Annotated in this window: 18 protein-coding genes and 2 pseudogenes; 1 reads left to right on the top strand and 19 read right to left on the bottom strand. The window is 36.6% G+C overall.

All coding sequences use genetic code 11. The features are described 5' to 3' along the window. The 9 genes and pseudogenes from HMPREF1516_RS01285 to HMPREF1516_RS01325 form a co-directional block, all read right to left on the bottom strand. Positions 1-958: DUF6892 domain-containing protein (locus HMPREF1516_RS01285; protein ID WP_232216673.1), on the bottom strand; the 958-nt coding region annotated here is incomplete at its 3' end. Positions 959-972: 14 nt separating this feature from the next. Beyond that, positions 973-1,359, bottom strand: a complete 387-nt coding sequence (locus tag HMPREF1516_RS01290) for a hypothetical protein (RefSeq protein ID WP_000814115.1) — start codon at positions 1,357-1,359, stop codon at positions 973-975. Positions 1,360-1,620: 261 nt separating this feature from the next. Beyond that, a complete protein-coding gene (locus HMPREF1516_RS01295; RefSeq protein WP_033605620.1) occupies positions 1,621-1,863 on the bottom strand; it encodes a hypothetical protein in 243 nt (80 codons plus the stop codon). 118 nt (positions 1,864-1,981) lie between these two features. Continuing rightward, positions 1,982-2,536: a hypothetical protein gene (locus tag HMPREF1516_RS01300; RefSeq protein WP_025169554.1), complete on the bottom strand. Its 555-nt coding sequence runs from the start codon at positions 2,534-2,536 to the stop codon at positions 1,982-1,984. Between the two features lie 602 nt (positions 2,537-3,138). Beyond that, the gene (locus HMPREF1516_RS01305; RefSeq protein WP_000900074.1) at positions 3,139-3,993 is read right to left on the bottom strand and encodes an ADP-ribosylglycohydrolase family protein; all 855 of its coding nucleotides are present in this window, start codon (positions 3,991-3,993) and stop codon (positions 3,139-3,141) included. Between the two features lie 40 nt (positions 3,994-4,033). Next, on the bottom strand, positions 4,034-4,651 hold the full coding sequence (locus tag HMPREF1516_RS01310; RefSeq protein WP_033605621.1) for an SAP domain-containing protein: 618 nt from the start codon (positions 4,649-4,651) through the stop codon (positions 4,034-4,036). 168 nt (positions 4,652-4,819) lie between these two features. Continuing rightward, positions 4,820-5,440, bottom strand: coding sequence for a hypothetical protein (locus tag HMPREF1516_RS01315; protein WP_033605622.1), 621 nt, complete (start codon positions 5,438-5,440; stop codon positions 4,820-4,822). 41 nt (positions 5,441-5,481) lie between these two features. Continuing rightward, the gene (locus tag HMPREF1516_RS01320; RefSeq protein WP_033605623.1) at positions 5,482-6,171 is read right to left on the bottom strand and encodes a hypothetical protein; all 690 of its coding nucleotides are present in this window, start codon (positions 6,169-6,171) and stop codon (positions 5,482-5,484) included. Between the two features lie 131 nt (positions 6,172-6,302). After that, a pseudogene (locus HMPREF1516_RS01325) lies at positions 6,303-6,860 on the bottom strand (ATP-grasp domain-containing protein); the annotation flags it as partial. On the opposite strand from HMPREF1516_RS01325, the pseudogene HMPREF1516_RS09715 reads away from it, so the two are divergent. Next, positions 6,851-7,283, top strand: a pseudogene (locus HMPREF1516_RS09715) (ISL3 family transposase); the annotation flags it as partial. The pseudogenes HMPREF1516_RS01325 and HMPREF1516_RS09715 overlap by 10 nt on opposite strands. A gap of 62 nt (positions 7,284-7,345) precedes the next feature. Here the strand turns inward: HMPREF1516_RS09715 and HMPREF1516_RS01335 are convergent. The 10 genes from HMPREF1516_RS01335 to glyA form a co-directional block, all read right to left on the bottom strand. Continuing rightward, the gene (locus HMPREF1516_RS01335; protein WP_033605624.1) at positions 7,346-8,482 is read right to left on the bottom strand and encodes a GIY-YIG nuclease family protein; all 1,137 of its coding nucleotides are present in this window, start codon (positions 8,480-8,482) and stop codon (positions 7,346-7,348) included. Next, entirely contained in the window at positions 8,472-10,427 is a 1,956-nt protein-coding gene (locus tag HMPREF1516_RS01340; protein WP_033605625.1) for a DEAD/DEAH box helicase, read from the bottom strand. The genes HMPREF1516_RS01335 and HMPREF1516_RS01340 overlap by 11 nt, the downstream gene beginning before the upstream one ends. Beyond that, positions 10,420-13,137: a class I SAM-dependent DNA methyltransferase gene (locus tag HMPREF1516_RS01345; protein WP_033605626.1), complete on the bottom strand. Its 2,718-nt coding sequence runs from the start codon at positions 13,135-13,137 to the stop codon at positions 10,420-10,422. The genes HMPREF1516_RS01340 and HMPREF1516_RS01345 overlap by 8 nt, the downstream gene beginning before the upstream one ends. Next, on the bottom strand, positions 13,138-13,359 hold the full coding sequence (locus HMPREF1516_RS01350) for a helix-turn-helix domain-containing protein (protein WP_033605627.1): 222 nt from the start codon (positions 13,357-13,359) through the stop codon (positions 13,138-13,140). A 149-nt stretch (positions 13,360-13,508) separates the two neighbouring features. Continuing rightward, complete coding sequence (locus HMPREF1516_RS01355; protein WP_232216674.1) at positions 13,509-14,240, bottom strand: GIY-YIG nuclease family protein; 732 nt, start codon at positions 14,238-14,240, stop codon at positions 13,509-13,511. 310 nt (positions 14,241-14,550) lie between these two features. Continuing rightward, positions 14,551-15,912 carry a 23S rRNA (uracil(1939)-C(5))-methyltransferase RlmD gene (rlmD, locus tag HMPREF1516_RS01360; RefSeq protein WP_000914607.1) on the bottom strand — a complete coding sequence of 454 codons (1,362 nt, stop codon included), beginning with the start codon at positions 15,910-15,912 and terminating at the stop codon, positions 14,551-14,553. 74 nt (positions 15,913-15,986) lie between these two features. After that, positions 15,987-16,961, bottom strand: a complete 975-nt coding sequence (locus tag HMPREF1516_RS01365) for a DUF1002 domain-containing protein (protein ID WP_001227381.1) — start codon at positions 16,959-16,961, stop codon at positions 15,987-15,989. Positions 16,962-17,047: 86 nt separating this feature from the next. Continuing rightward, positions 17,048-17,650, bottom strand: coding sequence for a lysozyme family protein (locus tag HMPREF1516_RS01370; protein ID WP_025169555.1), 603 nt, complete (start codon positions 17,648-17,650; stop codon positions 17,048-17,050). Beyond that, positions 17,650-18,624, bottom strand: a complete 975-nt coding sequence (locus HMPREF1516_RS01375) for a nucleoid-associated protein (protein WP_002877316.1) — start codon at positions 18,622-18,624, stop codon at positions 17,650-17,652. Before HMPREF1516_RS01375 ends, HMPREF1516_RS01370 begins: the two co-directional genes overlap by 1 nt. 7 nt (positions 18,625-18,631) lie before the next feature. After that, positions 18,632-19,888 (bottom strand): serine hydroxymethyltransferase, encoded by a 1,257-nt coding sequence (glyA, locus tag HMPREF1516_RS01380; protein ID WP_000575497.1) that lies wholly within the window; start codon positions 19,886-19,888, stop codon positions 18,632-18,634. Between the last annotated feature and the right edge of the window lie 32 nt (positions 19,889-19,920).

Below are 19,920 nucleotides of genomic sequence, written 5' to 3' on the forward strand. Positions count from 1 at the left end.
CTTTTATTCCTTGACTCTTAAAAATATCCTCAACTTGTTCAAAATTACTAGTCATAATTGTCGCTTTCTTCAGATTTGGAAACTGTTGCAGTTCTTTAAGACTAACTTCATTTAGATCGAAACTATCATCTTCACCGTCCCACTGAGGTATCAGATTCATATAAATCTCGTTACCTCCATCCATATTGATTTCTTGAACTTGTTCAGCATACTTCTTAGGTATAGGAAGATTTATCATATAATCCAGTGCTGGTTGAATAATCTCCATACTTTCTGTGTCGATGTTCAACTCACTGGCTTCCTCTGCAAAATCAAAAATATTAAAAACTGGTTTCAAAACCTCTAAATCATACATTAAAACCTGGATAATGGCTAGTTTAAAAGTTATATTTTCAAAAGAAAGCAGTTCTTCGTCAGTTTCTTTTAACTTGTAACTTTTCCGTTCATTTTTTATCTCTGGAAAGAAGGAAATGGAAAGTGTGTCTGTGATTGTCTCTGTAATTCCATTAAAATTAGTTCCATAAGGAGTCCATAAAATAAGGTTAAAATCCCCTACTCTATGCCTATCAGAAAAGAAATAAGGAGATTTTCCATCTGATAATACCACAGCTTGACATGGTTGCTTTGGCAATTCTTTCTCTCCAGTCATAGATTTTACAACATCGCCATAGTAGAGGAAAACAGTAGAAATCAAATGTTCCTCATCAATGTATGTTTTAGATTTTTTTAAATGATTTTTAATCGAGAAAGAATGTTGAAATACAATACCAATATTGTCATAAATGTATTTAATAAACTTATTATCTCTTTTGACAACCTGGTCAGGCTTCCCCAAAACAACTTCAATATCTTTCAAGGACAAAGGAAAAGATAAGCTCGTTCCGTTAATAATCATTGAATTGTTGTGGAGATTGATTTCAAGTTTTTCGTGTGTTGCTTTCTTAAATAAATTAAACATATTACTACCTTTTCTTAAGTTTCTTCCAGATAAATTTTGACCGTTTGGTATTCCTGCTCTTTAGCATAGGCAAACACCTCTGAAGCTCTAATGTAATCAAAGATATTTTCTTCTAAATCTTCATCCCAGATCGATTCATGAAATATTTCATTCTCTTGACATGCTTCATAGAAAATATCGAGGTGAACCTGATAAAACTCTTCATCTTCATTTGAGGTTTGTCTTACTAAGGATAGTTGAAACATTGGCTTATCAGATATAGCTGTAAATGTCCCTGTTTCAAATAAAATCATCTCATCCTCAATAGGCTGACGACACAAGTCTTCAAAGATTGCTACTATTTCCTCTAAGGGCATCTTATCGGTGATTCTTTCTCTTAAAAATTCAAGTGACTGCTTCATATTTTTTTCTTTCTAGATGTTTTCGTTCTTAGAATAATCTTATTAAAAAATTGAATCCCTACACCTTTTATTATACTACATAAACAGAAAAAAAGACCTAACCAGCGGGCCCTTACCTTTGTCTCAGTCTAGATCTTTTTGATAATCGGAAAAACCTCTGTAAGGACGTCTATCCCAAAATTAATTCCCTGTACTTGGTAGTGATAGATTGGGGCTAAGCAAAATTTAAAACTCACAGATACAACTTTCTTCTCACATTCTTTAGAAATTTTCACGATTAACTTCTTCAAAATAGTCATCCAGATGATGGTAGATTTGCATATCTTCTTCTGAACCATCTTTCAAAACTGCAAATACCTTCACTTTATCATCATTGACAAATACGAAATTATGTTCACAAAAATAAGCCTGATAACCCTTGTCAACTAAGGTCCAAAGTTCATCTTTTGTTAAACCAAAAATATCTTTTTTTACAAGATAGGTTTTCCCGATTTCCATTTTCATGATAGATATTTCTCCTTAAGAAGCTAGATAGTGCTAGATGTTTTCTCTTTACTGCTCAATCCGTCTACTAAAGCAGTAGCATACACTCACAAAGAACTTTGGTTGACTATTGAATATCTTACATCGCTTCTTTCACATATCCTTCGACATCTTCAATCTCTACAAACAACGGGTCTAAGTGACATAGGAAGTGCCAATCTTCGGTGTCGCGTTTTCTGTAGACAATCGCTTCACCGTCTTCACTTCCGAAAAAGCTTCTGTCGACTTCGTACCCTTTGCTTTCTAAGAAAGCTTTTGCCTTGCGGAAGTTTGCTTCTCTGACTTCGACGTAAGCTTTCACTTCATCGTTGTTAACGACATACGCGTCTACTTTTGTAGCTCCTTCGATCACTTTATCGTTTTTAAAGGATAGATTCGAAACCTCTTTCCAAATAATGTCCACATTTTCCTCAGAATTAAACGAAAACCTAGATAAAGGGACAATATTCCCGTTAAAGACAATCTCCATATAATCCGGTAGATTTTTTGAATTAAAATATTCCACTTCAAAACCATCTTCGTTTTCTAATGTATACCCAGGGATTCGAGTTACAAATTCCCGTCCTTCTTCTAAAGTCTCAAATAAGACTAAATCCTTTGAATAATTGTTTTGGTACAATTCTAATAGATACATCATTAATCCTTCCAATATTTGGATAGATGATAGTTTTTTAGCAAACTAATATATTTAACACGTGAGGATAGAGGTTCAAGCATTCTTTTTTACTAAATAGGATTGATTGCTAAAAATTTCACCGGCTTACCTCCTCTTATCTCATCCTCAATTATAACACGTTTCCACTCACATATCAGATATTTATTATTGGACCAAATAACCTTTTGAAATAGAAAACAAGCTCACCAATTCATCAAGTCTATATTTTTATGAGATTCTTCTTGATGTTAGATAAAGGGCTTCGACTTGCAAATCTATGGTATTTGATTCTGCTAACTTGTATAGCAGTAATAACATGCATTTTACTAATGAATAAACAAAAATCTGAGTAAATAGCTGAATAAAGCAAAATGGATTAATTACACCATTAATTTAAAAGAAAAAAGTGACGAGTTTATTTGTTATCTTGTCGCTTTGCTGTTTTTCAGTGGTCAAGCTCATGACTTGGTTAAGTTTGTTTCTGCCTTTTCTTCTCAAAAGGTGATAACTCTTTACCCTAGTATTTGCTCAACTTCCTTAATCTTATTTTTCAGAGTTTAATACTGACTAATTAGTATCCGTTATGATATCGAAACTTCTTTCTCCCATCGTCTGAGCACATCTTTTAAAGGCTCATCTAGATAGGTATAGGCTTTGTCTTTAATCCAATCAGGTATACCATAAGCAGCTTCTGCAATACTTCCTGTGATGGCAGCAAGAGTATCACTATCCCCACCAATAGAGATAGCATTTCTGATAGCATCCTCAAAGTCTGTACTTTCAAGAAAGGCAATGATAGCTTGAGGTACCGTATTCTGGCAAGTTTCATTGAAACGATAAGTAGGACGAATTTCATCTAGTGTTTGAGAAAGATTATATCCATACTCTTGTTCTATATGCTCCTTGATAAGTCTCTTACACTCTGTAGGATTATCGTTAATCGGTTTTCCATAGTCACCACTGTAACCTCCAAAGTAATAACGACACATAAATATAGTATCAGACGTCGCCATAGCTCCTTTGACACCCTCTGGATGGTTATGAGTCACCTCTGCAGAAAGTCGTGCAACTGCTCTTCTGGACGGCCAGGCTCCCGTTCGTGCACAGAAACTACAATCCATGGTCCAGGCACATGGAGAAACACGCATTGCTGAGCCATTTCCAAAGCTATTATAAGGTTCTCGATCGTCGCTATCAACCCAATTCCCAAATCTTGCACCGTAACCTGCATCGGGATACATCCTACCATATTTTTTCATGGCGTCAATAAAGTCATCCTTCTGACCGCCATTCATAATGGCTTCTGCAACAGCACAGGTCATAACCGTATCATCAGTGAAAAAACAATTCTCACGAAATAATGGAAAGTCTTTCGTTTTGATATTGTTCCATTCGTAAACTGAACCTACAATATCTCCAACTATTGCTCCTAGCATGGTATTCCTCCTTACAAACTATTAGTTTAGACTGATATTTCTACTTTTCATACTCGTCTATTCTATCAGCATATTCAGTCAAAAGTTTTTTTGAATAAATTTTTTCATTACTTGAATTTCTAACTTCTTTCCAAAGAATAGAAGCTACTTTTAGTTTATTAGAGTAGTTGGCACTATTTTCGTCTGCACAGAAATCCTTTAGAAATTGATTCCATTGACAAACCGAATGATCATACTTGGCATAATCTGAATTTCCATAATAAACTTTTAACATATCTTGAATGGTAAAACTTAAATCATGTTCTCTTTTTACTTTTCTCCAAGCAGCGGCCATATCAGCAGTAAATTTAAACGGTGAAACTTCTGTTAAAGTTGAGAAATATTCTCTAAAGTGTGCGTTAAAGGAGAACCCGCATTCAAGCAAGGGCGTATCTAAGGTAAGAACTTCTACTCGTTTCTTATTCCTTTTTATTGATGATTTTTTAATCAAATTCCCCTTAAAGTACTGCTCAATAATATCATTGAGTTCTTGTTTTGTACCTCTATATTTAAGCCCTAATGACTTGCATATCTGTGAAAGTTCATCACGATACCAATAGTATTTATTAAATTCATCAAAGGATGTGATTTTATCAAACTCAGGTCTACTCTCTATCAATATAACACCTCCTTAAAAACAGTTTAGGTTGTCATCTTAAAATAATGGAGTTTTAGTTTTTTTGTAAGGAAGAAAGTATCCAAAGATTTAAAGCAGATTTTCCATATGATTAAAAAATTACATTATATGTTTATTTTTTAATATAAAACGTATAAACTTTAGAATTCTCTAATCAATCTTCTTAAGATCTATTTTAATATTTTTTCCTTGTATTATCCTATCATTTTCTTTACCAGTTCTAATAGCATATAGCAAATAAGTTAAATAATGATCCAACTCATTGTAGTATATATGAACTACTTTATTTTCTTCAACATAAAACCATTCTAACTCATAATCATAATTCTGATTGTTCTGGTTCAGATATTCAAAATAATTCCATCCATCGTCCGTATAATCGTTTATATGAGATTCTGGCTCTGACTCATAAGAGTAAGGAAAACGTTCCTGATATTCCTCTGTTAACCAATTTCTATCTTTACCGTCATTTTCAAGGAAATTTTCAAAGAGTTCTTTATATTCTTCCTTCGTTTTTGGTATCGATTTTAAATAGTTTGATATTGGTTCAGAAGATATTAATTTGTTTTCTCTCATTTTATGTCTTAGATACAATATAAGTTCAATTGTTGCTGGATCATCACCGAATGTACCACATTTTACATTATTATCTCGATTTTCTATTACTTTATTATATAATGGTTCAATGTCTTTCAAACAATCTTTTCCGAAGATTTTTTCAATATGACCTTCAAATATTACTTCCACATTCTTTTTTTCTTTATTTTCCATATTAACCCTTTACTTTCTTTTTTAGTTAAATAATTGAATAATCAATGTTTTTTATTTTCTAAATCAAAACCAATCTGCCAAAATCCCATATCAAGTATTTTCATTTGAGGATATAGCATATCGGCAACAATAAATTTTTTTTGAACTAAATCTAATTGTTCTATATTTTTCTCATAGAAATCTACTAATTGTAAAATAGATTTAATGTTATAGCTTCCACTTGCAATCTTTTGCGACCTTATTCCAGTAACAAAATATCTATCATATGCCGGAACACAACCAAGTGTGCCCATCAGTATCTTTGTAATTAGTGTATCTGATAAGTTGTTTTTTAGTTCTGTTCCTCTCACTTCACGTCTGATTACATCATAATAATTAGCTATAAATTCATTTATTTCCTTTAGCAATTTTTGGTTAGTTTCATTTTTAAAATCTTTACATTCTATTCCTGCTAGAGAATCATATTTATTGCTTAAGATTTCTCTTACTACCGGTATATGTACTCTATAATCCTTTTGTAATAAGAATGAAGAGCCTCTATACATCCCCCAACTTGCTAAATAAAATGCAAGTTGTAAACTCAGGTAATCTATATTCACATCATTCTCTTTTCTAGCTGTCATAAAATGTGAATAACAATGCTCCCATGAACGATATCTATCATGTTCATCAGCTTTTAAATCGTTATAAAATTTAGTTGATGATTTAATAATCATATCAATTGTTTTCATACTTTATACTTTCTAAACAATTTTAAAATATATAGCGTTTTCATTTTTTTCTTATCCTATTATATCATTATTTAAAATAAAAAACTGCAACTTACTAGTTGCAGTCAAACACAGATTTACTTCTGTTCCTTTTAGAAACTTATATTTTCATTTTCAGGCATAGTAAAAATATCGTTTTTTTCAAAATAAGGTTTTACCATCTCTTTCCATCTAGCTTTATGAAAATTGATTGAGTTTAAAGGAGACAGACCATAATTTCCCAATGCATAACCATCATTTACTTCAACAACAAGTGTCCTGCCATCACGAGTAACACCGATATCTAGTCCATAAGCTATTGGTGCATCTTTCCAACATGATATGGCATCATCAATTACACTAGGATCAAATTGTGCATGATAATCACCAGTATAGGGGCGAACATCTAATACTTGACCATCTAACACAAAACACCGCCATTCTGCTATGAATTCTACAACCTCACTGATCCATATAGGATAGTCGAAAGGTAGACCAATACCTATCAAATCATGGGTTCCGTTAACAACTCTTCCATTAAAAACTTTTGAACCAGCTTTAGGCTTAATAAATTTTCCCCAATTATCAGGTATATTTACAATCTCTCCTAAAGCAGATTCATAAATCTTTCGACCATAAAACTCTTTAAGCTCAATGGTATAGTCATAAACTCAGCGATAAGCGTTTTTATCGCCCTACTTTTCGCATGCACTTGACCAATAAAGAAATTCTAGACAAGTTTTTAAGCAAATCAGAAGGCTTGAAACACCACTATAATTTCTATCAGCTCTTGCTTTTTCACTTTCAGAATAAAGGGCCTGACAATTTTTTCGGACTCATTGAGGACAATCTAAAGCAGATTCATCCTCCTTTTCAGACTGTCTTTAAATCCTTTCTAAAGAACAAAGAGAAAATCGTCAAAGTCCTTCAACTACCCTATTCTAACACCAAATTGGAAGCGACGAATAATCTCATCAAACTTATCAAACGAAATGCCTTTGGATTTCGGAACTTTGACAACTTTAAAAAAACGAATTTTTATCGCTCTGAATATAAAAATGGAGAGAACGACTATTGTCCTCTCCAGATGTTAGCTTTTATTCAACCCACTACAGTTGACAAAGAGCCGATTTGTGAGTACAGTGCATTTTCATATTTATTTTTGTAATCCAGCGATTACTTCATTGATTTTTGATTCGATATCATTCAATGGAACCATGTACCATTCAGTCGCTTTTTTGAAATTTCCATCCTGAAAGACAACTTGTTTGTCCCGGAATGCATGATGTAGGGTGCGCTCAAGAAGCTGAGCATTCACATTTTTCACCTCGGCAGAAAGCATAACTCTCACTGGTGCATTTAAATAGGTCACGTCATTTTCTGCGTTAGAAATTCTGTTTTCCACATCATTTCGAGTGAATCCAATTTTATACAGATTGTTCCATTTACTAATATCTGGATTAGTACTTAATGATTTCAGCACATAGATATAACCTGTCGTAAATTCTTCTCCAAAACTTTCAGCCAACGTTTCCTCATTTTCCGGTTCTGTCACCATCCGTCCATGACGTTCAGTTGAGTAAAGAGACGAAGCTAATGATTGTAACAACAAATTCTTGTTCTCCGTCCCATTCTCATAAACAACATGCATTCTGGCATTTGTCTTCCCATTATCAGCGATAAAGGTATCCTTTGAAATGGAAACGATATACATCATTACGCCATTTTGGATGTAGAATCTATTTTCATGAATATCATACTGTTCAAATGGAATAATTTTTCGTCTACCAGATGCGATATCTGCATGCACTTGATCGAATAAGCTCTTATACTTCTCAAAGTGACTTGCATGTTTTCTCCGACCAATTTTATCTGCGGCATTCACTGTTCTACGATATCGAGAAACATCCAACAAGTCTGAAAAATCGTCAATCATATCATCTGCCCCTAAGATATCATCCAGATTTAACTCGTCATCGATTTCAACTAAATCAGTAAGAAACTCTCCATCTGGTTCGAATTCCTTATCCAATAAACCAAGAGTGTCAAACTTCTTAACCTTCTCAGCTCTTTCAGTTTTTCCCCGAAATCCGCTAAGACGGGCCCACAATGCACGTTCACTAGACCATTCAGATGTTTTTTCCGGCTCTCGTCCATTTTCGTTCACAAAGTCTATGATCTCCTGAAATTTAGCAACTTCGGGATCTTGTTTTACAACTTTCTTCTTTTCAACTTGCTTGGTTAAATCATCAAAAGCGTCATCTTCAAAGATGCTGTCTAAACTATTCGCCATCTTCTTTCGCTGCCTCTCTTTCACGTTTTATCTCAGCAAGTCGTAGCAAAGCAAAGGCCAAGTATTTTTCACCATCATCTTTACTATTTCTATCAGGGTTACGCCCATTTTCCGCGCGGAATTTCTTAGCAGCTCGGTAGGCCGCAACCAATTGTTCATCAGTGAAATCATACTTGTTTGATGACAAATAATCCTGAATAAACCGAAGAGTCGGTGCATCAATATCACGACTAATCACTTCATACGCACGTTGGAACGGATTCACTTGATCGATTAAATCAATATTCAATTCATCAATGTTAATGAAACGATCGGCCATCTTAATAATTTCGCGGCTACCATCTTCTGAAGTTGTTGTCCGTCCAGCCGCAATATTTATATCGGCAACTGTATGCTGACGAACGGTTTCTAGCTCCTCATTCGTCAAATCCGGATAACGTTCAATGATAACACGGGGAATCAATGTTTTATTAATCATCTTCGCATCAGCGCCTGAAACAATGGCGTTTTGAATATCTTGACTCTGCAAAATACTAGATTTCAAATCTTCCATATCGTTTTCGATGATTTTTTTCGTGCGTTCCGTAGTATCAGCAGGTTTCAATCCTCTAATTGAAAGATCGCCAGGTTTGTCAGGTTTATCATCTTTTGGTTTGAATTTGTAAACTGGTGCTAACACTTGTTCCATAAGCAACGAAGCAGAAATTGCCTTCATGATACTGTTAACCGCGAATAATACTTCATCATCCTTTGAATCTGGCTGCGCAATAAGATTTGTAAACTGTGCATGAGTTTTATTGGGACTGTCACGCGTTACGCGGCCGATGATTTGAATCACTTCAGTTAATGAGTTGCGATAACCAATTGTCAGTGCATATTCCGCAAACGGCCAATCGAATCCTTCTTTTGCCATTCCCAAAGCAATGATGATATCAAGCTTATCAAGATCTTTAATGTCATCCGTAATACTTGCTAAGTATGCTGAGACTTTTTCACGTCCATCTTCATTTACGAGGTCGGCTACTAATAATTCTTTACCATCGGGACGTTCGATTTCATATATGCCATCCTCGTTCTGTGTGATATTACCACCGTCCGTTAATAAATCAAGTATTTCATCCACTTCCGCATACTTGTCTTTAGTAGACTCCCCCGAGTTAACATTAGGAATATGGATAATAGATTTCTTGTTGACATCAATCACTTTATCCAATGCATCCGTATATTTTCCACGGTAAAAACTATAACCCATCGCAAAGGATTTCAGATATTTATATCCTTCCAGTTGCTCATAATAAGTGTAAGTGACCTTATCAAATTTATCTTCGTCGGTTGGTTCCAAAATCTGAACAGAGTCGCCGCGGAAATATGAACCGGTCATTGCCAAGATGTGCGCATTAGAGTTTGACATGATACTGCGTAAGGTATTGCCTAACACAGAATTATCGTCACGGCTCACATGGTGGAACTCATCAATCGCCAATAACGTATTGTCAAACAGTGAATCATCCAACTCTTCAAAAGCAAATCGCAATGTTGCATGTGTAGCAATCAGGATATTATCACTAGGATCTGTCGAGTTCATGAATTTAACAAAGTGTTGAACCTTTGATTTTTCACCGCCACCAATAGTCAAATTGTTACTTGGTTTTACTTCCCAATCCCAATGAAAACCAAACTTCGATAATTCCGTATCTTTGAATGATTTACCAATTGAGCGTTCAGGAACTGCAATAATCACTTTTTTAATTCCTTGATTATGAAGTTTATCCAAACCAACAAACATCAACGCGCGAGATTTCCCTGAAGCCGGTGGTGATTTCACCAACAAATACTGCGATGCACGTTTCTCATAGACACGTTCTTGCATCTCACGCATTCCGAGGTCATTTGTTGTTTTCGATTGATTTTTATCAAAATTAATTTCAAATAAATTACTAGTCATTTGTTGTCATCTCCTGATAGAGTTTTAGTAATGTTCCAAGTCGATCTTCGTCAGATTCAAACGGACGTTGCTGATAAGCTCTGTCAACAATTCCATCCAGTTCCTCATGCTTCTTACGTAAAGATTCTGGCATAGTATCCTTATTATATAGATTGGCTAAGGACCCACCTTCATATTCTCGCAAATCAAGAATTTCTGTCATTACACGAGTGATTTCGTTTTTTCTCTGAGTAGATAAATTTTTGATTGGGAAAGTATTATAAACTTGTTTGATTGAATAACTGTAATCAGTTTTCATTCGTCCGCTTATATTTTTCACCCAGATCATATGCATTCTCGATTCTAACAGTCCGAGTAGCCATACTTCTCCACCGTATACAGCAATTCCTTTTTGAGAAATAATCGTTTCAGGATAAACAACTCCCATAGGTATATAATCACGATTTTCAGAAGATGTCTGTGGAATAATAATTGCGGGCTCTTCTTTATGTCTGACTTCACCAAACCTATAGGGTGTGGAGGCTAACCTGTTTGTAGCATCTCTTTTACTTTCTAATCGATTTTTCTTAACCTTTTCAAATCTTGAATGTAAATTATGAAATTTATCCGCTTCAGGGTAATGTAGATCATCGACCCAAATTGAATATCTCCAAGTATCATTTAAATACTCTTTCGCCCCTATGAATTTTCTCAAAAACTTACTTGAATCTGGTTCATTCGAAATAAATGATTCAAAATCATCTCGCTCAATTATCAGGAATCCATTATCATTGGGCATGCTACCTGTCACAGCACTTTTGATATCAGAAATTGGATGCTGTTTTTCAAATACAATAACGTTTCCAGAATCTGTAAGGTATGGGCTAATATTATCGACAATTTTCATACTACTGCCCGAGAAAATTTTCTTACTTCTCAAATTACCGATTGCACACATCCCAATAATAACGACAACGACACCAGCTTGATTCTTTGCACTATTGCCCCATTTAAAAGAGGTATAAGCTGTATCAATACAAACATTCTCTTTAAGAAGTAAACTCCATAACAAAGGTACTTGCGTCCCCTGAATTATCGAATTTGTACTTACAAAACTCACCCTAGCTTTCGTATTGTCAATATATTCCGTTGCCTTTAAAAACCATCCCGAAATATAATCTAGATTTCCAATTGAAACATCGTAATTTTTAAATACATAAGACAGATCATCCTTTTGTTCCGGAGTTTGCTTTCTAGCACCGTAATATGGTGGATTCCCCATAAGATAAACTTCTTGATCTACGGAATGTGGTAAAACTTCATTCCAATCAATTCGAAGAGAATTTGCACAGATTATATTCCCAGCATCTTTCAACGGTAACAACTCAGCGATGGTACCTGGGATTGCTTCCTCAAGTTCTTTATTCATTTGGTGCTCAGCAATCCATAAAGAAAGTCTCGCCACCTCATGTGCAAAATCATCTAATTCAATCCCATTAAAATTCCCAAGATGAATAACTGATAATGGCATAGAATCATTATTTTGTATGTCACCCAACAATTGCAAAATTTTAATTTCAAGTCTACGGATTTCCTTATAAGCAATAATCAGGAAATTTCCCGAACCACTAGCAGGATCCAAAAACTTAATATTAGAAATTCGCGTCAACAAAGCACTTAGCTCATTGATGATTGATCTCTTATTATCGTTTCTTGTTTTTTCGGTAATGTCCTTCAGCTCATTTTCTTCACTGCGAAGCTTTAAAGTTTCAAATACCTCTGTCAAATCATCTAAGAATAACGGCTTGATGACTTTCATAATATTTGGCACACTTGTATAGTGCATACCAGCAACATGACGGTCTTCTGCTGAAGCAACTGATTGAATCATTGCTCCAAGAATATCTGGGTTGATTTCATTCCAATTTAGCAATTCACCAGCTTCGATAAGTAGCTCTCTTGAGACTTTTGAAAAGGTCAAATCCACATGTGGTTCTCCGAATAATTTCCCATTAACGTATGGAAATTCAAGTAACCACTCATCTTTGCCGCTGCGAGCTAACTCATTAATATCCAAGATTGCAAAGAGTTCTTTGATGACTTCGTTAAAATTCGAACCATCTTCAGCCGTTCTTGTTTTTAGAACATTTGTAAAGGAACCCTTATTCATAATTCCTGTGTCTTCTGCAAACAACAAGAACAGCACTCGAATCAAGAACAAGTTAAATGCATGTTCGTTGGCGTCTGGATTATCCTTGGCCACAACATCGTACAATTTTGCAAAGCGTTCAGCCGCTTTACGGTCTGCAGGATTTTCAGCTTGGTAATCAGCTTTTTCAATTCCATTCCATGCCAAGAAAAAGTCTGCATTAGCTGGCAGCTCTTCAATTGGAATATTCAGCGTTTCATGCGTTGTCGTATCAATTGCAGCGATATCTGAATAATCGTTTACCAAGATATATCGTGGTTTAGACTTTTGTTCTTTAATTGACTGAGCAATCGCATCAATCGTAATAACGACATCGCCTTCGATTTCTTCATAGTGAAGTTTGTTCTTAATTACAAATGGTTCACCGTTATCGAATTTTGATTTTGCCCGTGTTATTGATGTTTTAGGAATGTCATACAACGCCAAAAATTGAGTAATGAAATCATCCCCACTATTATTTGAAAGTATTTTTTTTACACCATCTTCAATTTCAGTGATGTTTAAAACTTTATTTTTTGCCATTTACTTAACATCCTCCGCGTCTATAACTTCAGAACTGATTATTTCACTAACATCAACATTCAAAGCAGCAGCAATTTTCAATAATGATTCCATAGCCACTAACTCATTTTTCCCAAGTTTTGCTATAACATTAGGGCTGACTCCCGAGATTTCACGGAGTTGAGTTTTGTTCATATTCAAATCAATCAATAACTTCCATAGCTTATTATAAGAAATTGACATACTGCACCTCTATTCTACTGTTACTTTTTATTATATCATTTATGAGCTATCAATATTACACGAAGTATGAAATATTTTCGCGAACGCAAACTACTTCACAATAGTAAAGTCTTCAGCAGAATATACTACTAAAGGCGTTCTGTTAATTATTAATTCCATTGGATTTTTACTGGAATTCCTAGCTGACGAGCTAATTTTTCAATTTTGATTCTGACGTTCTTCTTGTTGAAATTTGCATAAACCCATACACCATCGGCTACCTTTGCTGAATTTGGTCTTCCATTGTACATGGAGGGCTTACGTCCTAGAATCATAGCAAACGAGGGTGTCTCGTCAACAATCAATTCTTGCAATTGTTCGTTGTACTTTGCATCCGTAAATAACTGTGAGACAAAGTCAACCAACAGACCACGAGCAGATTTCGAGGATAGCTGTTTCTTATCATATTCAATTTCATATTGTCCAGAAGAGCTATATTCATAAGTTGGAGTTTCATTGTCTTCAGAAGTACCAAATAAATCTATGTTTGCAATCTCATCAATAATTTCAAACACTGTATCATATAATTGGTCTGATTGAGCTTTTTGAAGTTTATCGATGTACGAACTGTTCCCAGTCGTCGAGTTCATCATTTCGTAATCGGATTTTTCTTGGAAATCTTGGATAATTCTTCTTTCAAGATAATCAGTATCTGCTTTTGACATTTTGCCATCAGCTCTTGCAAAGAACAAAACAGATTCAACCCAAGCTTTGTCTTCTTTGAGGAAATGCTGCGATAGCCGAAGCGAGATTGATTGTCCGGCAGCCTGTCCAACATATCGTTTATTCCCACCTATCAAAACGTAAACAGCTGGATAATTTGCGAAATCCTGTTCTTTCAAATATGGAAGGTCACTTCGACTCATCGAAACCAAAATTGCAGGCTCACGTTCAAAATATGAAATATTGTCTTTCTGTGTATCCGAAAAAAAAAAACTGCTTCATGATCATGTCTCCCTTGAAAGTTCGATAATATATTATATCACGTAACCGTTATCAAAATCATCTAAGCTATCATCTTTATGGTGTAAAACCTGTCAACTCAAAGCTCCATAACATTTCTATCAACTCTACGGTTGACCACTAAATGTAATTTTTACACGAAAGAGAGCAATCCGAGAAATCCCCCGAACTGCTCTAATCCTTATTATTTCAAAGTTCTTTACGTGTCAGCAGTCCTACAACCTCAACATGATGCGTTTGCGGAAAAAGGTCCACCGGCTGTACTTTCTTCAATTCATATCCCAATTCTTGGTAGAGTTTGATGTCGCGCGCCATGGTTGCGACATTGCAGGAGATATAGGCAATATGATCTGCTCCTGTTTGGCTACTTGCCTTGATAAAGCTTTCTGTGAGTCCTTTTCTTGGTGGGTCCACTAGGATAAGGCTTGGTTTAATACCTTCCTTGAGCCAGTTCTTCATGGCATTTTCAGTTGTATCACAGACATAGTGGGCATTAGTGATGCCATTTATACTAGCATTTTTCTGGCTATTCTCCACGGCTTCTGGAATCACTTCAACACCGTAGACTTCTTTGACATGCTTGGCAACGGATAATCCAATCGTTCCAATCCCAGAATAAGCGTCAATCACCACATCATCTTCTCTTAACTCTGCAAAGTCAATGGCTGTTTGATAGAGCTTTTCAGCCATTTCAGTATTGACCTGGTAAAAGGCTGGGCCAGCGATTTGGAAGTCATTTCCCAACATCTGGTCGGTAATATAGTCTTGACCATAAAGAGTCTTCCACTCCTTACCAAAAATCGCATTGGTATTCTGGTCGTTGATATTTTGCATGACAGACACAATCTCTGGGAACTGCTTGATTAGTTGTTCAATCAATTGGTCAACACGAAAAACTTTCGGACGAGTGGTCGCCAAAATAACCATGATTTGTCCTGAATAGTGCCCACGACGCACAACGAGGTTACGAATCAAGCCAGACTGTTCCTTCTCATCATAGGGTTTCAAATCATAACGACGGAGTAAGTCACGTAGGGCTACTACTACCTCATCAATCACCGGATCTTGGATAAAGAAATCTTTGAGTGGCATGAGATCATGCGAATTCTTACGGAAAAAGCCCGTTTCCAAGATACCATTCACTCGACGAACGGGCACCTGAGCCTTATTTCGGTACTTGACAGGATTTTCCATACCGAGCGTTTCAGCAACCTCTACATCTACAATGCCAGCAATCTTGTAGAGACTGTCTTTGACTTGCTTGGTTTTAAACTTAAGCTGCTCTGGATAGGCAAGATGCCCCAAATCAGCGATACCTGAGCGTAGATAAGCTAGGTCAAGGTCTTGGTTACGATGAGGTGACTGAACAAGGTATTCTTCAACCTTCCCAAAGCCAATCTTTTTATTGACCTTAAGGACACGCATGAGGATTTTCTCAGTTGGTAGAGCATTTTCTACAAAGAAAACCAAACCATCCACCTTAGCAACCCCAGCACCTTCATGGGTCAAATCAACAATTTCAACTTCTACAATATCATTTTTCTTTAACATATTTTTCACTTTCTATCGGCCGACAAAAAAAGACGGCAACATTTCTGTTACCATCTATTATATCATGAAATGACCTAAGCACCAAAACTCTTGAAAAAGTTGACAATGGCTTGCCAAAGGGAGCTCAAAAAGTTGCCCCCCTCTTCTAGCGCTTTATTGGCATCAAAGTTGAGGTTGATATTTTTAAAACTATCTCCAGCTTGGGAAACGATGCTTTCCTTGAGGTCATTTAGAGTTTTAGTGAAATCAGCATTGTTCAAAATGTCACTCTTTGAGAGATTAAGTGCAAAATTGATGATGATATTGACCTGATTTCCTGTTATAACCTGATCGAGTTTGTAGTTTTTTAGCGTGTCTTCAACGATTTTGCGAACATCCTCTTCTGTCAAATTACCTTTGGCTTCTTTTGCCTTTGCGATTCCTGCCTTGATATCTGTCATAGCCGCATTGAGCTTATTGGCATCGTAACCTGACTTGTCCTTGTTTTCAGCATTGATATCGGACAAGGCTTTTAGCTCCTCTTGAGCCAGATCTTTATTGGCTTGCGGAACTTTAGCACCATTGGCCTCTAACGAGTAGTAAATTCCAGCTAGAGCGCTCTCACCTGTAACTGGAATAGGAGCTGCAACTGTGATTTTGGCATGCTCCACTCCCAAGGTAACTGCTGCGTTACGGTACATATCCTGCGTCACCTTGGTGATATTTTCAGGCGTTTCAATCTTGACCTCTAGAGGTGATTTATCACCTAGCTTTTGAATCTTGGCTGACGAATAGAGCTGTAAACTAGCATCATTAGCCACATTCATGATTTTCGAATAGATATCAGGTGTCATGGTTTTGATATCTTTGGTATCTTTCGATACGTCATAGCCAAGTTTTCTAAGTGTTTGATTTTTCTGGTCTTCCGTTAGTGAAGAGCCAAGAACATATTCAGGTTGTACATAGGTTTCATCGATTACTTTTTGAACATCGGTTGCTGCGTGGACACTAGTCATAGCTGTTGCTGCCCACAAAACTGCAGCGCTTGTTAGAAAGAATTTCTTTCTCATAGGGTATTCCCTCCTTTACCTTTCTAGGGTAATAAAACAATCTTAAAGAAAGCTTATAGTGAAAAACACCTGGTAAAACCAGATGTTTAGAAGAAATTAAAGAATTTCATGATATACAAGTTAAAGCGTACCTGTCTCGAGTAGTAATAATTTCCACCATTTTCATAGAGTTCGGCTCCATGAAAGATAGAAATAGGGGTGATATAGGTGTAGGTCTTCCCCGTGGTATTCCCAAGGATTGGAGCGACTGTTTCTCGGGAATAACGCTTGGCCAGTGCTAGTGTATTTTTCTTGCCATTCTGAGCGATAAAGTCTATATAGGCAGGTCCAAAATTATAGGCTTGAACAGCGGTCCAGACATCTACCCCCTTGCTCTGAGCCAGATAGAGGTTATCTGTTAGAGTTTGAATACCTTGACGAATACTGGAGGCATTATCATTGATAGTGTTGGTTGAGCCACTTGCAGACTCACTAGACTGCATAACATCCCCTTCTTTTCCCTTCGTTTCAGTATAAATCATGGCGAGCACAAGCTCTTCATTGGCTGGAGTATCTTTTTCACTCAAGATTTCTCGAACCATAGGTTGATAAGTCATGACTTGCTTGACGTCTTGGTGAACTCGGTAAACTTTATAACCAGCAAAAAGGAGGACTGCTAGCACTAGCATTCTTCGTATAAATTTAAACATTATTTACTTTGAATATCCTCAATATTTTTGATTAAGATAGAATAGGTTCCATTGTCATTTTGAATAAACTCAACAGACTCCGCATCTTGATAGACGTTATTGGGAACGATGAGTTCGATTCCGTTTGACAAGGAAAGTTTTTGATTTTCAAATTTCTTGAGCTGACGACTGGCATCAATTTCATCGAACTGGACTGGCTCTGGTACAGCTTCCTTGACTTGGTCGATAAAGCTTAGACGAGCTGTCAGATTGTTGTCAAAAAGGTCATTAGCCAATTTTTCAGGTGACAATTCATTGCTTTCTTCAAGATTGTTGAAAATAGCTGATTTAACCTTGGATTGAAACTGAAAGTCATCTGTGTTAAAGGACTCTGCAATTCTCTGAGCCGTTTTTTCCAATTCCTTGATGGATTTCTTGGGAGAGATCTTAGGCGCGACAGCTAGGAGATTTTCTGAAAAATAGTTCAAAAAAGTCCCATTGTACTTGATTCGTTTTTCAATCAGATGGTACTTGCGACTCTGAAGATTGACCACCAAAGCCTCATCAGCTCCCGTTCCAAATCCAGGCAAGTTATTCTGAGTTAGCTTGATTGGATTATCAACTTCTCCACCGAGGTGGATCAAGGTTTCCCGCAAGGCAATTCGCAAGAAAGCAAAATGTTCAACGCCTTCTTTAGAAAACTGCACAAAAATCAAGTCATTGGTCTTGAGATTTTCAGAAATGCTAAACTCCTCTTTCCAGAGATTAGCCAGTGTTACTGATGTCTCCAACAAATCGTCAGTAATGTGATTGAAGAAGGGATTTTCTTCTTCGAAAATCCCAGTCTTGGCTTCATCTGAATACACACGTTCGATTTTTTTGCGCAAGTATTCTTCGATTTTTGGTGTGATATTGAGAAACTTATCCGCTAGAAACAACTCGGTATCATCCGGGCTGAACTGATGGATAATGGCTTTCTTAATATAAATGTCCATAAAAGTATTAGTCCTCATATAATGGGAAGGCATCTGTCAATTCTTTGACTGCGCTTCTCACTTCTTCTAAGACAGCCTCATTTTCTGCATTTTTAAGAGTTTTAATGATGAGTTCAGCCACTTTACGGCTTTCTTCTTCACCAAATCCACGTGCAGTGATGGCTGCAGATCCGATACGAATCCCACTTGTCTTGAATGGTGACAAGGTTTCGTATGGAATTGAGTTTTTATTTAGGGTAATATTGACTTCATCCAGCAAGTTTTGAGCAACTTTTCCGTTTTCAACAACCTTAGTGACATCCACTAGGAAGAGGTGATTTTCAGTACCACCAGAAATGATACGGAAATCAGGGTCTTGCAAGAAGACTTCAACCATAGCTTTGCTGTTTTTGATGACATTAGCAGCATATTCCTTGAAGGCTGGATCCAAAACTTCTTTGAAGGAAACCGCCTTAGCCGCCACAACATGCTCCAAAGGACCACCTTGAATACCAGGGAAAATAGCTGAGTTGATTTTCTTAGCTAGATCCTCATCATTTGTCAAGATCAAGCCACCACGAGGTCCACGAAGAGTTTTGTGGGTCGTTGTTGTCGTGATATGAGCGTATGGCACTGGACTTGGGTGAAGACCAGCTGCAACCAAACCAGCGATATGGGCCATATCTACCATAAGCTTAGCCCCAACAGCATCTGCGATTTCACGGAATTTTGAGAAGTCGATAATTTGAGAATAGGCTGAAGCACCTGCTACAATTAATTTTGGTTTTACTTCTTGAGCTTGTTTCAAGATAGCATCAAAGTCCAAGAGTTCCGTTTCAGGATCCACACTATATGACACAAAGTTGTATGTTTGACCTGAGAAACTGACAGGAGCTCCGTGAGTCAAGTGCCCACCCGCTGCCAAATCCATCCCCATAACGGTATCACCTGGCTCAATCAAGGCCATGTAAGCCGCACAGTTGGCTTGGCTTCCTGAGTGAGGTTGAACATTGGCGAATTTAGCACCGAAAATTTCTTTTGCACGTTCAATAGCTAGAGTTTCTACCACGTCTACTACATCAGTTCCACCATAATAACGGCGTCCTGGGTAACCCTCGGCATATTTGTTTGTCAAGATAGACCCTTGAGCTGCCATAACAGCCTTGGAAACCACGTTTTCCGAAGCAATCAACTCGATGTTGTTTTGTTGGCGTTCTTCTTCTTTGGCAATAGCATTCCAGAGATCAGCATCGTATGCTTTAAAATCATCTTTGTCAAAAATCATAGGTCTTCTCCTTTATAGTGTAACTGGTCCTT

Origin of the sequence: Streptococcus sp. CM6, assembly GCF_000526095.1 — a bacterium.
GTDB classification, from domain to species: Bacteria; Bacillota; Bacilli; order Lactobacillales; family Streptococcaceae; genus Streptococcus; species Streptococcus oralis_BW.